At 40.6% G+C, this 12999-nt stretch carries 13 protein-coding genes; 6 read left to right on the plus strand and 7 right to left on the minus strand.

Annotation, left to right across the window (positions count from 1 at the left end; genetic code table 11):
• Positions 1 to 74: 74 nt before the first annotated feature.
• Complete coding sequence (locus ACX1N5_RS11340) at positions 75 to 617, plus strand: FxsA family protein (protein ID WP_458802404.1); 543 nt, start codon at positions 75 to 77, stop codon at positions 615 to 617.
• A 48-nt stretch (positions 618 to 665) separates the two neighbouring features.
• On the opposite strand, the gene ACX1N5_RS11345 is transcribed toward ACX1N5_RS11340, so the two are convergent.
• Complete coding sequence (locus ACX1N5_RS11345; RefSeq protein WP_458802402.1) at positions 666 to 848, minus strand: hypothetical protein; 183 nt, start codon at positions 846 to 848, stop codon at positions 666 to 668.
• 191 nt (positions 849 to 1039) lie between these two features.
• On the opposite strand from ACX1N5_RS11345, the gene ACX1N5_RS11350 reads away from it, so the two are divergent.
• On the plus strand, positions 1040 to 1282 hold the full coding sequence (locus ACX1N5_RS11350) for a hypothetical protein (RefSeq protein WP_458802400.1): 243 nt from the start codon (positions 1040 to 1042) through the stop codon (positions 1280 to 1282).
• A gap of 65 nt (positions 1283 to 1347) precedes the next feature.
• Here the strand turns inward: ACX1N5_RS11350 and metK are convergent, their stop codons facing one another.
• Positions 1348 to 2514, minus strand: coding sequence for a methionine adenosyltransferase (metK, locus tag ACX1N5_RS11355; protein ID WP_458802398.1), 1167 nt, complete (start codon positions 2512 to 2514; stop codon positions 1348 to 1350).
• Positions 2515 to 2904: 390 nt separating this feature from the next.
• Here metK and tkt point away from each other — a divergent pair, with 390 nt between their 5' ends.
• Positions 2905 to 4893, plus strand: a complete 1989-nt coding sequence (gene tkt / locus ACX1N5_RS11360; RefSeq protein WP_131380565.1) for a transketolase — start codon at positions 2905 to 2907, stop codon at positions 4891 to 4893.
• A gap of 151 nt (positions 4894 to 5044) precedes the next feature.
• Positions 5045 to 6277: a chloride channel protein gene (locus tag ACX1N5_RS11365; RefSeq protein WP_458802396.1), complete on the plus strand. Its 1233-nt coding sequence runs from the start codon at positions 5045 to 5047 to the stop codon at positions 6275 to 6277.
• 174 nt (positions 6278 to 6451) lie between these two features.
• Here ACX1N5_RS11365 and metE read toward each other — a convergent pair whose 3' ends face one another.
• Positions 6452 to 8740 carry a 5-methyltetrahydropteroyltriglutamate--homocysteine S-methyltransferase gene (gene metE / locus ACX1N5_RS11370; protein ID WP_458802395.1) on the minus strand — a complete coding sequence of 763 codons (2289 nt, stop codon included), beginning with the start codon at positions 8738 to 8740 and terminating at the stop codon, positions 6452 to 6454.
• Positions 8741 to 8867: 127 nt separating this feature from the next.
• On the opposite strand from metE, the gene ACX1N5_RS11375 reads away from it, so the two are divergent.
• Entirely contained in the window at positions 8868 to 9788 is a 921-nt protein-coding gene (locus ACX1N5_RS11375) for a LysR family transcriptional regulator (RefSeq protein ID WP_004752747.1), read from the plus strand.
• Between the two features lie 61 nt (positions 9789 to 9849).
• On the opposite strand, the gene ACX1N5_RS11380 is transcribed toward ACX1N5_RS11375, so the two are convergent.
• Positions 9850 to 10305, minus strand: a complete 456-nt coding sequence (locus ACX1N5_RS11380) for a DUF441 domain-containing protein (RefSeq protein WP_045793584.1) — start codon at positions 10303 to 10305, stop codon at positions 9850 to 9852.
• Between the two features lie 124 nt (positions 10306 to 10429).
• Between ACX1N5_RS11380 and ACX1N5_RS11385 the strand changes: the two genes are divergently transcribed.
• A complete protein-coding gene (locus ACX1N5_RS11385; protein ID WP_458802392.1) occupies positions 10430 to 11143 on the plus strand; it encodes a pseudouridine synthase in 714 nt (237 codons plus the stop codon).
• Position 11144: 1 nt separating this feature from the next.
• On the opposite strand, the gene ACX1N5_RS11390 is transcribed toward ACX1N5_RS11385, so the two are convergent.
• The 3 genes from ACX1N5_RS11390 to ACX1N5_RS11400 all read right to left on the minus strand — a co-directional run bounded on the left by ACX1N5_RS11390 (position 11145) and on the right by ACX1N5_RS11400 (position 12967).
• On the minus strand, positions 11145 to 11588 hold the full coding sequence (locus ACX1N5_RS11390) for a GNAT family N-acetyltransferase (RefSeq protein ID WP_045793582.1): 444 nt from the start codon (positions 11586 to 11588) through the stop codon (positions 11145 to 11147).
• Between the two features lie 93 nt (positions 11589 to 11681).
• A complete protein-coding gene (locus ACX1N5_RS11395) occupies positions 11682 to 11981 on the minus strand; it encodes a type II toxin-antitoxin system RelB/DinJ family antitoxin (protein WP_458802390.1) in 300 nt (99 codons plus the stop codon).
• Positions 11982 to 12064: 83 nt separating this feature from the next.
• Positions 12065 to 12967 (minus strand): RluA family pseudouridine synthase, encoded by a 903-nt coding sequence (locus ACX1N5_RS11400; protein WP_458802389.1) that lies wholly within the window; start codon positions 12965 to 12967, stop codon positions 12065 to 12067.
• Between the last annotated feature and the right edge of the window lie 32 nt (positions 12968 to 12999).

Genomic DNA, 12999 nt, shown 5'->3' on the forward strand with positions numbered 1-12999 from the left:
TGCCCATATTGTTAAAGGATAGCTTGAAAAAAGCAGTATATCTGATTTATTTTGAAAGGATTAACTTAAATTTCATGAACTTAATACTAGCTGTGCTGATTGGTGCAATACTTGAAATTGCGGTATGGATTGGTGTGGCACATTTCATTAGTGGATGGTATGTGTTTTTCTGGTTCATCATTGCATTTGTTATTGGTTTTAAGTTGTTGCGCTCAAGTGCAGCTACCATTATGCCACAGTTACAACAATTACAAATGACAGGGCAGCTTGCGACAGACCCTGTTGTGACACGTAAAATCGCTGTTGCTGTTGCAGGCATCTTGTTGATGATTCCTGGATTAATCACTGATGTGATCGCTGTTTTGGTGTTATTACCTCCTGTACAAAAACTGTTGGTCAATGCACTAATGTCAGCAATGGCAAAACGCCAACAAGCCATGATGAATAAGATGATGGGAGGCGAACAGAACGCTCAAAACCCTTTTGCAGATTTAATGCGTCAAATGCAGAATATGCAAGGCGGTAGCTCACATGATTCCAGTGTTATTGATGGTGAAGCGCGCGAAGTGAGCCCAGATCGCCAAAAAATTGAAATGAAAGATATAAAGAAAAGCTAAATTATCTATATTTATTTTCTAAAAACCGAATCTTGAGGATTCGGTTTTTTATTGTTCAGATTTTGTCTCTGATTTAGTCGTTTCAGTCTTGCTTGATGTAGCAGCAGGCGCTTGATCAGTTACTGTATAGCGATGTGGCTGTAGGGTTGTTTGTTGATTTTCCGAATTTTGATATTTACGCTGGCGATTGGCACGTTCACGAAAACCACCTTTAACAATAAGTTTTTCCATAAGCTAGAGATGTTTGGATTGCGATAAAGACGTTATTTTAAACTGAGAATACATCGAACTCTATAGATAATATTTTTGAATAATTTGCTCGAATAAATTCATAAAAATATCTTGAAGCAATTTTATTCTGTGACTATGATCAAAAAATAGCTTGAACATAATCGCTTCATCTAAATTAAAGGGGGGAGGTAATGTATCAATATCGCTGTGCCTGTTGTAATCAGGTTGTTCGCGCAACGGATAACACCTGTCCAAATTGTGGCTCTCACAATATTCGCAGCCCTTTTGGTTTCTGGTTCTTTTGTTGTGTTGCTGGAGTAGTGATTGCGTTGGGAATCACACTAGGCAAACTTTATTTCAATAATCATCCAGTTGAGCCTGAGTCAAAGACGATTACAGACTTGTTAAATTCAGACAAAAAAACAATAAATTAAAGCAGGCATAAAAATAGCCCGCCGAGAGCGAGCTATTTTAGGTTTAACTGTATTTACATTTACGCTTACAGACCAGCAGCTTGGCGAAGTGCTTCAGCCTTGTCAGTTTTTTCCCATGTAAATGCAGTGTCAGAGCCTTGGCGACCAAAGTGACCATAGGCTGCTGTTTGCTTGTACATTGGCTGGATCAAGTTCAACATGCGAGTAATACCGTATGGGCGTAAGTCGAAGTACTCACGAACCAAAGCAATGATCAATTCATCATCTACTTTTGCAGTGTTAAATGTGTTGATCGAAATCGAAGTTGGTTCTGCAACACCAATCGCATAACTCACTTGAATTTCACATTTGTCAGCTAAGCCTGCCGCAACAATATTTTTTGCAACATAACGACCTGCATAAGCCGCAGAACGGTCAACTTTAGATGGGTCTTTACCAGAGAAAGCACCGCCACCATGACGCGCCATACCGCCGTAGGTATCGACAATAATCTTACGACCTGTCAAACCACAGTCACCCACTGGTCCACCAATCACAAACATACCCGTTGGGTTGATGTGGAATTTGGTGCCTGCATGGAACATTTCAGCAGGAATGATTTTTTTCACGATTTCTTCAATCACAGCTTCTTTTAAGTTTGCTTGTGAAATCTCAGGATCGTGTTGTGTTGACAGTACAACTGCATCTAGGCGAACAGGTTTGCCATTTTCATAAGCAAAAGTCACTTGGCTTTTTGCATCTGGACGCAACCAAGGTAATGTACCAGAGCGGCGTAACTCAGCCTGACGTTCCATGAGGCGGTGTGCATAAGAAATCGGCGCTGGCATTAACACATCAGTTTCACGACTTGCGTAACCGAACATTAAGCCTTGGTCACCCGCACCTTGATCTTCAGGTTTTTGGCGGTCAACACCTTGTGCAATTTCAGGAGACTGCTTACCAATCATGTTAATAACAGCACATGTTGAGCCATCAAAACCAAGATCTGAATGATGGTAGCCGATACCATTGACTGTTTTACGCACAATCGCTTCAACATCGACATTGGCAGTGGTTGTAATTTCACCTGCAAGTACAACCGCACCCGTTTTTACTAATGTTTCACAAGCCACCCGTGCATATGGGTCTTCTCTTAAAATTGCATCCAAAATAGCATCACTGATTTGATCGGCCATTTTATCTGGATGACCTTCGCTTACAGATTCCGAAGTAAAAACAGCGTACTCGCGCATGAAAGTCCTATCACAGTAAATTTAAAGACGCAATATGTTACCTCGACTAGCACGATACGACTAGAGAAACCTGAATAAATTGAATAAATTTCTTGCAAAAGAGGTTTCTTTTTACTGATATTCAGCATTCGCAAAACTGATAAGTTATTTGAAATATTTAAGAAATTGTGATTTTAGAATAAAAACAGATTGTTATAGTTGCTAAGTGAATAAGCTGGATTTTTTGCAGATTGTATGTAATCTGAGTGAATTGCTAAAGAATTTCAAGGGATTTGTTGAATTCATCAGCAATAGGCTTTACCCACCTCCATTTTTTTAAGACAATAGTCGGGTCTTGAATATTTAATTCACTTATTTCTCTTTAAACATTCAATTTTTGGATTCTGACCTATGACAACCCCTTTAAACGAACGTCGTATTGCAAATGCAATTCGTGTACTTGCGATGGATGCAGTGCAACAAGCTAATTCAGGGCATCCTGGTGCGCCAATGGGGATGGCAGATATCGCCGATGTGGTTTGGCGTGAATTTTTACAACATAACCCGACCAACCCACAATGGGCAAACCGTGACCGCTTTGTATTATCTAATGGTCATGGTTCTATGTTGCATTATGCTTTGCTTCACTTAACAGGCTATGACCTTTCAATTGAAGATTTGAAACAATTTCGTCAGTTACATTCTAAAACTCCAGGTCATCCAGAATATGGTTATGCACCAGGTATTGAAACGACTACAGGTCCTTTAGGTCAAGGGATTGCGAATGCAGTTGGTTTTGCCTTGGCTGAAAAAACCTTGGCTGCTCAATTCAACAAAGAAAACCTAACTGTTGTTGATCACTTCACTTACTGTTTCTTGGGTGATGGCTGCTTAATGGAAGGTATTTCACACGAAGTATGTTCTTTGGCAGGTACATTGCAACTTGGTAAATTGATTGCATATTACGATGACAACGGCATTTCAATTGATGGTGAAGTTGAAGGCTGGTTCAGTGATGATACTGAACAACGTTTCAAAGCGTATGGCTGGCAAGTTCTACGTGTGGATGGTCACGATGCTGCTGCAATCCGTCAAGCAACAGTTGAAGCGAAAGCTGAAACCAACAAACCAACGCTAATTATCTGTAAAACCATTATTGGTTTAGGTTCACCAAATAAACAAGGTAAAGAAGATTGCCACGGTGCTCCGCTCGGTAATGATGAAATTGCATTAACTCGTCAAGCTTTAGGCTGGACAGAAGCTGCGTTTGAAATTCCTGCTGATATTTATGCAGCATGGAATGCCAAAGAGAAGGGTGCTCAAGCAGAAGAGGCTTGGAATACTGTATTTGCAGCATACCAAGCAAAATACCCAACTGAAGCAGCAGAATTACTTCGCCGTATTGAGGGTGATTTGCCTGCTGAATTTGTAGCTCAAGCGGATGCGTTCATTGCTCAAACCAATGAAAAAGCAGAAACTATTGCAACACGTAAAGCAAGCCAAAATACTTTACAAGCCTTTGGCCCATTACTTCCTGAGCTTCTAGGTGGTTCTGCGGACTTGGCAGGTTCTAACCTGACACTTTGGAAAGGTTGCCAAGGCGTGCAAGACAACGCTGCGGGTAACTACGTGCATTATGGTGTACGCGAGTTCGGTATGACTGCAATTGCCAACGGTGTTGCGTTGCATGGCGGTTTCATTCCTTACGTAGCAACATTCCTGATGTTTATGGAATATGCGCGTAATGCGGTACGTATGTCTGCACTTATGAAACAACGTGTGATCCATGTGTATACGCATGACTCTATTGGTCTTGGTGAAGATGGTCCAACACACCAGCCAATCGAACAAATTGCATCTTTACGTGGTACACCAAACTTAAATACATGGCGTCCTGCAGATACGATTGAAACTGCGATTGCTTGGAAATCTGCTTTGGTTCGTAAAGATGGCCCAACAGCATTGATCCTTTCTCGTCAAAACTTGCCATTCCAAAGCCGTACTGCTGCGCAAATTGCAAATGCTGCGAAAGGTGGCTATGTGCTTGCTGAAGAAAAAGGCGAGTTAAAAGCCATCATCATTGCGACTGGTTCAGAAGTTGCTTTGGCAATGGAAGCTTATGCTCAACTTGAAGGTGTACGTGTGGTGTCTATGCCATGTGCTGAAGAGTTCATGAAACAAGACGCGGCATACCGTGAAGCTGTACTTCCTGCTGCTGTGCGTGCGCGTGTTGCAGTTGAAGCTGCACATGTCGACTACTGGTGGAAGTTTGTTGGTTTAGACGGCAAAGTGATTGGTATGACGACTTATGGTGAGTCTGCACCAGCGAAAGATTTGTTTAAATTCTTCGGAATTACAAGTGATGCTGTTGTTGCTGCTGTAAATGAATTGACTGCATAATTTATCGTATATCTGAAAAAAGCCCTGAATCATTCAGGGCTTTTTTTGTTTGGTTAAAAACGCCAACTCAAATCAAAATAACTCATGCTAAAATAGCTGCCCCATACTCAACTCGTCTTGGTAAATCGCTGCTTTGCGGCATGTGACCACAATGAAAATTTTCCCTTCTTCTGAATATAAGCAAATTATTCGATATTCACTGTATTGGTTGGTTGCATCGACAGTAATCGGGTTAATTTCGGGTTTGGCATCTACGCTCATTTTTACCTGTTTTGATTTGGCAACCCAAGTTCGGACAGCGTATCCCTGGTTGATTTTTTTCTTACCTTTTGTCGGTTTGGGAATTGGTTTTTTATTTTATCGTTATGGCACACCCATTGAACGGGGTACGCATTTACTGATTGATGAAATTCATGAGCCTCGCTCTTTTATTCCCAAGCGTATGAGTCCACTGATTTTCTTTACTGCGATTTTAACCCAGTTTTTTGGCGGTTCAGCAGGGCGGGAAGCACCTGCGGTTCAGCTTTCAGGGGCATTGACTGATCATATTGCCCAGTTGCTTAAAGTATCCAAAGATAACCGCAAGATTTTTCTGATTTCCAGTATTGGTTCTGGTTTTTCAGCTATTTTTGGTTTGCCATTGGCAGGTGCGATTTATGGTCTGGAGATTACGGCATTAGGCAGTTTGCGTTATTCTGCTGTATTTCCTTGTTTTGTCTCTTCTATTGTTGCGGCAAGTGTACCTGAGTTTTTTCACATCTTGCACCCGCATCGTTTTTATAAAATTGCCAGCTTTCCTGAGCTCAATTTATCTGTCATTTTAAGCTTAATTGTTGCCGGTTTAATCTTTGGTTTGGTGACGCGTTTCTTTATCGTAGCGATTCATACCGTCGGTGATTTGTTTGCCAAGTATGTCACTTTTATGCCATTTCGCCCGATGCTTGGCGGTATCATTATTATGTTGCTGACTTTGTTTGTAGGTCATCAGCATTATAATGGTTTGGGTATCCCAACGATTATTGCGTCATTTCAAATGCCATTGCCGATGACTGATTTTATTAACAAAACAGTCTTTACTGCGATTACCTTAGGTTCAGGCTTTAAAGGTGGAGAAATTACGCCATTATTTTTTGTGGGAACAACATTAGGTAATGGCTTGAGTCAGTTTTTGCCTTTACCACTGTCTTTGTTGGCAGGCTTGGGCTTGGTGAGTTTGTTCTCTGGTGCGAGTAAAGCGCCGTTGACCTCAATTGTCTTGGCGATAGAGTTGTTTGGAACTTCTGTGTCTGTTTATGCGGTCATTACTTGTTTGTTAGCTTATTTGTTTTCAGGGAATTGTGGTTTGTATCGTATTCACAAACCTGATTATTCTGAATATAAATAATTGGATTTCATATAATATTTTAAGCACATTAAAAATCAAAAGAAGAACAAAAAAGGTGTGTTGTATTGATCAGTTATTTTGATGTTTTATGATTGAGAGAAAATCAGTGGACTCTCAAACACTAAAAAAGTGCCTAAGCGAACTTAGACACTTGATCTTATTGTTTTTTTATTATTATGCAGCAAGTTCTTCACGAACTTGTTTTGCCATGTCTACAAGCTGTTTCAATGCAGCACGAGTTTCTTCCCAGTTACGGGTTTTCAGACCACAGTCTGGGTTCACCCATAGACGTTCGGCAGGAATGGTTTGTAATGCACTATCAATGACTGTACGCATGTTGTCAGCGCTTGGTGTACGAGGGCTGTGAATGTCGTATACACCTGGTCCAATCGCGTTTGGATAACCTTGCTGATGGAACACTTCAAGTAACTGCAAGCCAGAGCGTGAAGTTTCGATGGTAATGACGTCGGCATCCATTGCCGTGATTTGGGGTAAGCAGTCTTTGAAGTCTGAATAACACATGTGAGTGTGGATCTGTGTACTCACATTGGCGCTACTTGAACAGTGTTTAAATGATTTCACTGCCCAATCCCAGTATTCAGCTTGGTCTGCTTTACGAAGTGGTAAACCTTCGCGGAATGCAGCTTCGTCGATCTGGATAATCTCAATCCCTGCATTTTGCAGGTCTGCGACTTCCAGACGAATCGCTTCGGCCAACTGTAAGCAGACTTCACGACGTGTACGGTGTACTGGTGGGAAAGACCAGTTCAAAATCGTGACAGGACCAGTCAGCATGCCTTTGACGATTTTGTTCGTCAATGAATTGGCGTATTTGATCCATTTTACAGTCATTGCATTTGGACGAGTGATATCACCCACGATAATAGGCGGACGTACACAGCGGCTACCATACGATTGAACCCAACCAAACTTAGACAACCAGAAACCATCTAATAAACCTGCAAAGTATTCAACCATGTCGGTACGCTCAGCTTCACCGTGGACAAGAACGTCAAGATCAAGTTGTTCTTGTTGGTCAATCGCATAGGCGATTTCTTTTTTCATGGCTGCTTCATAGTCGGTATTGGACAAATTGCCCTTGTTCCACGCGGCACGTGCTGCACGGATTTCAGATGTTTGTGGGAATGAACCAATGGTTGTGGTTGGAATTAACGGTAAGTTGAATTTCTCTTGCTGAACTTTGAAGCGTACTGCAAACGGTTCTGGACGAGATTGACCGACTAACTCAAACGCTGATAGAGCTGTTTTGTTAAGTTTTTCATTGGCATAAATGTTGCCAGTCGCTAAAGTTACCAGCTCATCGAGTTTTTGACGGGCAAATGCCAATTTACCATCAATTGCAGCAGGCACTTGTTCAGAGTTTAAATCGACAGGAACATGTAATAATGAACAACCCGTTGATAACCATAGACGATCACCAAGCGCTTTTTTCGCTGTTTCAACCACTTCATTCAGTGCAGGTAAGTCACTTGCCCAGACGCTACGACCATTGATCACACCTAAAGACAGGATTTTGTGAGTTGGCAGTTGATCAATTACTTTCTTCCAGAAAAATTCGCCTACTTTTTCACGGGTAATGTCGATATGTAAACCAGCTACGGGAAGATTGACTGCTAAATTCAGGTTAGTACCTAAAGTTTCAAAGTAAGTGGTGACAATCAATTTTAAACCGTCACGACGTTGTAACAGGTGATAAACCCGTTCAAATGCGGCTTGCCATTCAGATGCCAAGTCCAGAACTAAAATCGGCTCATCGATTTGAACGTATTCTACGCCACGCGCTTTTAATTCATCAAAAAGTTGCGCATAAACAGGAATTAAAGCATCCACAAATTGTAAAGTTGCTTTATCTGCGGCAATGTCTTTGTGTTCTGCACCACAACCACATGCATGCGTTGCTTCTGATTTTTGCTGATCATCTACAATACGAGATAAATACAGGAAGGTGAGTAGGCCTGGAACAACCACTTTTAATGGTGTGTTGAATGCCTTGGCACGCTCGATTTGAGCAAACAAGTCAGAAAAGTTGGCATTAAATGTTTGGTTGGCTGTAAATTCAGGCACCAAGTAATGATAGTTGGTGTCAAACCACTTGGTCATTTCCAGTGCTGCAACGTCTGTACAAGCATGTGCACGGCCACGTGCCAAATAGAACTGTTGATCGACTGTGTTGAGTTTTGCTGCTTCATCAAAACGTGGTGGGATTACACCTAAACGTACGGCATGGGTTAAAATACTGTCATAAAATACAAAGTCGCCCACAGTCAATAAAGATAAGCCTGCATCGACTTGCGCTTGCCAGTTGCTTGCTTCAATTGCTTGCGCTTTGCTTAAAAATTCAGCTTGGGTACTTTCGCCTTTCCAATACGCTTCTTCGGAAAATTTAAGTTCGCGTTTTGCACCAATGCGCGGATAGCCTAAAATATGAGTTTGAATGGTCATGAAAGATTACCTAAAATTATATATTAATAAAATTCATTTGATGAAATAATAGTGGAATAGAATTCATGTTGAGGCAAACTAATTAATTTCATGTTATAGTGAATTAAATTCAATTTAAGATTGCTGCATGTTAGAAATTCGACATTTAAAAACTTTAATTGCTTTAAGAGAGCATGGTTCACTGGTCTCTGCTGCCAATGATTTGTGCCTGACACCTTCTGCGATTTCGCATCAGTTGAAAGAGTTAGATTTGTGGTATGGCGTCGAAGTAGTCAATCGCCGTAGCCGTCCTGTACAATTTTCCAATGTCGGACAGCGTTTATTAAAACTTGCTGATGACATCTTGCCGCAAATTCAGATCACCCAAAGTGACATTACCCGTATTGTGCATGGACAAACGGGGCGGATTATTTTTTCATCGGAGTGCCATAGTTGTTTTGACTGGCTCATGCCACTGCTCAATCAATATCGCCAGCAATATCCTGATGTTGACTTGGACTTTGCTTCAGCGTTTGAATCAAACCCGCATGAGTTGCTACAAAGCGGCGAGTTCGATTTGCTAATTACCGCAGATCCAATTGCGCTTAAAGGCATTGAATATTTCCCAATTTTTGAATACGAATCCCGTCTGGTCTTGTCAAATACCCATCCTTTGGTACGAGCAGATCGCATTACCGTACAAGAACTGGCAGAAGAAACCCTGATTACTTATCCAGTCGATAAACACCGCTTAGACATCATGTCGCACCTGTTTATTCCTGCCAACATTCAGCCCAAAAACATTCGCACTACCGACCTCACCCAAATGCTGATTCAATTGGTGGCAAGTGGGCGTGGAATTGCTGCATTGCCAGATTGGGTGGTGAATGAATACGAACAGAAAGGCTGGGTGACCAGTCGCCGTTTAGACTGCGTTTCTCCTCAAGGTTTACGCCGTACTTTATATGCGGGTTTTCGTACAGAAGAGAAAGAGAAAAATTATTTTGAAGGCTTTTTAAAACAGTTAGATAAATTTTCTCAAAAAAGAACGAGTTATTATTCTTCTTAAATGATCTATTTCGATGGATTCAGTTTATGCTCTCTTTTGAGAGCATAAGATTTACATGATTTTACGAGTGGTTAATCAGTAGAGATAACATCCCCGCTGCAATCAATGGGCCTACAGGAACACCACGCAGTAAAGCTACCCCAGCCACAGTTCCGATGAGTAAGCCTGCAACAACATCGGGTTGATTACTCATGAGTTTAACTCCCCGACCACCGAGCCAAGCGACCAATAAGCCAATCACAATGGCTAAAATAGACTTATAACTCATAAATGATTTTAAAATCATTTCTCCTGGAATCTTGCCACTGGCGATCGGTGTCAGTACACCAATGGTTAAAATGGTGATTCCTAGACTGAGTGCATGGGTTTGTAAAAATGGAAAATATTGATCAAGCGGGGAGATGCGAACCACGATCAGTACGGCACTGGCGATGGTCACTGAGGAGTTGTGACTAAGAATACCGCAAGCAAGAAGCACAATTAACGCAATTAAGTTTAAATCCAAAGATGAAGTCATGTGCAATTCTCAGTTGGTTCAATAGCCGAGCATTCTAACGGAAACAGTCGGAATTTTCATAAATCGAGATTATTTCCTAAAAACTGCGTAAAATACCACAATTAAAAAATATCGAGATCGTCTAGTGCTGTTGGAAAAAATTTTGCAATCTCAAGGCTTTGGTTCACGTAAAAAATGCCAGAACCTGATTCAGCGAGGTCTGGTTAAAGTCAATGGCGAGCTTTGTGATCAACTCAAAATCCAATTTGATCCGCAAAACTTAGAGTTGCAAGTTGGAGAGCAAGTATGCTGTTATCGTGAACAGGTCTATATTGCGTTAAATAAACCACAAGGTTATGAATGTTCACATCAAGCGCAATATCATTTTAGTGTTTTCGAGCTGTTTCCAGAGTATTTGCGCGAACGTGGTATTCAGACTGTCGGGCGACTGGATCAGGACACGACGGGTTTAATTTTGCTGACTGATGATGGTAAATTTTTACAGGCATTGACTCATCCTAAAAAACATGTCGATAAAGAATATTGGCTGACCACAGCTGATCCGATTACTCCAGAGCAAATACAGGCTTTAGAACAAGGCGTTGAACTGCGCAATGAAAAAGGAATTTTTCAAGCCACACAGCTCCAACAAACATCCGAGTATGAATTGCACATGACCATCCATCAGGGAGTTTATCATCAGGTCAAGCGTATGTTGGCTGCAGTTGGCAATAAAGTCATCGAATTGCATCGCCATCGGGTAGGGCAATTTGCATTACCAGAAGAACTTAAACATGGGGAATGGATTTATCTCACGCCTGAACAGGTTGAGTTAGCAACAGTACGTACCAAAAATTAGATTACTTTAAAAAACAGTGAAAGGTCTGAAATTCCTGATCTTTCACAAAACCCATTTTTTCGTAGAGCTTGTGGGAGATGATATTGGTTTTCTGGGTTTCAAGTGTAATGCGCAGTGCATTCTCATAGCGGGCAAAGTGAATCGCAGTATCAATCAGTTGTTGTGCAGAACCCTGACGTCGATAGGTGGGGGTGACATAAACATCATCTAAAATGTAGTAGGTTGAACAGGTAACAGAAGAAAAACCTAAATAGAGCAAAATAAACCCAGTAAAAACATTATCTTTAATATGAATAAAAATAACACTTTCTTTATTATCAAAGCGTTGTTTTAGAAAATTGAGTGATTCTTCAATATGAGAAGATGCTCCATAAAATTGTCTATATTCATCAAATAGCACCGCGAGTTGTGGTAGATCTTCAGCAGTTGCACGTCTTACAATCATGGCATACTCCATTGCTGTTTTTGATTTATTATTTGTGAGAATAGCAAAAAAAAACTCAGAGAATGATGCGTATTGTAGAAAAATGTAATGCCATTAACTCTGCGAATTTTCTTTTAAGATCGCATCGAGTTCATCAAAAATATCTTGATGATCAGCCTCTGACTCAACAACTGATGGTGATGCAGAAAGTTGGTATTTTTTTAGTTTGAGGAGTTGATCCAAATCAATATTTTGATTTTCTATAGAAAAAGGAATAGATCTGGTCAGAACCACCTGTTTGAAAAATAAACGAACAGCCTGTGCAGGCGTAATCCCCAATTGCTTAAATACTGCAAAAGCCTGTTTTTTTTCTTGTGAGTCTAAGCGTACTTGATAGACTTCTGTTTTTCTCATGGCTAAAACCAGAACAAAAATAAGTATTGATCCATTTTAATCAAATCATAACGAAATTCAATGCATATGTTATGGTTGTGTCATTACAAAAATAAGTTATTTTGTGATGTGAATCTCATTTCTTGCTTGGTAATTGGGTCATAAAAGTAAAGTGCTTTAGCAAGAAGTTGAAGTGGCTGAGAAAAATCATCGTCTGCTTTATGAGCAACAACAGGATAAAACGGGTCGTTGCGAATTGGAATTTGCAACGCATTTAAGTGTACCCGCAACTGATGTTGCTTTCCTGTTTTTGGGTGAAGGATATATTTTGCCCAGTTTTGATTGTGTTCTAAAATTTCAATATCGGTTTCACTATTGACTGCGCCTTCAACAATTTGCATGGTGTAAAAAGGTTGGCCCTTTTCCATACGATACCGAGTTGTGATGGGGAACTTGAGTTCAGCACGGTAAGGTGCAATTGCGTGATATATTTTTTCGATTTGCCGCATTGCAAACAGTTGTTGATATACACCGCGTGTTTCAGGTCGCTTGGAAAATAATACAATTCCTGCTGTTTCACGATCTAGTCGATGAATTGGAGTCAATTCAGCATTGCCAGTTTGCTGCTTTAGACGTACTAAAAGGGTTTGTTGTACATACTGCCCTGTAGGTGTCATGGTCAGAAAATGCGGTTTATCAACCACCAGTAAGTCATCATTTTCAAAAATAATCTGGTGTTCAAATGGAACAACGATTTCATTTTCTAAAAAACGATAATAATAAATATGTTGATTACTTTGGTAAGTTGTCTGTCGAGTGAGTTTTTCACCTGATAAATCAAAAACTAAACCATCATCAAAGCGTTGTTGCCATTCTGTTGTTTGAATATGCGGAAAATGTGTACAGAGAAAAGCAAAAATTGTGTCATGTTCAGTTTGTGGAATTAAAAATACTTTACTGGCAGTAACACCATGCATCATCGGTGGAGTGAAATCAGATTTATTCATGGCACAGCAACTGACATAACAGGTGGTAGGTT

The organism is Acinetobacter sp. ANC 4636, from assembly GCF_054454555.1.

Bases quoted from the DNA above. Each gene is read 5' to 3' on its own strand.
- ACX1N5_RS11340 (WP_458802404.1), top strand. From the start codon at position 75: ATGAACTTAATACTAGCTGTGCTGATTGGTGCAATACTTGAAATTGCG.
- ACX1N5_RS11345 (WP_458802402.1), bottom strand. From the start codon at position 848: ATGGAAAAACTTATTGTTAAAGGTGGTTTTCGTGAACGTGCCAATCGC.
- ACX1N5_RS11350 (WP_458802400.1), top strand. From the start codon at position 1,040: ATGTATCAATATCGCTGTGCCTGTTGTAATCAGGTTGTTCGCGCAACG.
- metK (WP_458802398.1), bottom strand. From the start codon at position 2,514: ATGCGCGAGTACGCTGTTTTTACTTCGGAATCTGTAAGCGAAGGTCAT.
- tkt (WP_131380565.1), top strand. From the start codon at position 2,905: ATGACAACCCCTTTAAACGAACGTCGTATTGCAAATGCAATTCGTGTA.
- ACX1N5_RS11365 (WP_458802396.1), top strand. From the start codon at position 5,045: ATGAAAATTTTCCCTTCTTCTGAATATAAGCAAATTATTCGATATTCA.
- metE (WP_458802395.1), bottom strand. From the start codon at position 8,740: ATGACCATTCAAACTCATATTTTAGGCTATCCGCGCATTGGTGCAAAA.
- ACX1N5_RS11375 (WP_004752747.1), top strand. From the start codon at position 8,868: ATGTTAGAAATTCGACATTTAAAAACTTTAATTGCTTTAAGAGAGCAT.
- ACX1N5_RS11380 (WP_045793584.1), bottom strand. From the start codon at position 10,305: ATGACTTCATCTTTGGATTTAAACTTAATTGCGTTAATTGTGCTTCTT.
- ACX1N5_RS11390 (WP_045793582.1), bottom strand. From the start codon at position 11,588: ATGATTGTAAGACGTGCAACTGCTGAAGATCTACCACAACTCGCGGTG.
- ACX1N5_RS11395 (WP_458802390.1), bottom strand. From the start codon at position 11,981: ATGAGAAAAACAGAAGTCTATCAAGTACGCTTAGACTCACAAGAAAAA.
- ACX1N5_RS11400 (WP_458802389.1), bottom strand. From the start codon at position 12,967: ATGAATAAATCTGATTTCACTCCACCGATGATGCATGGTGTTACTGCC.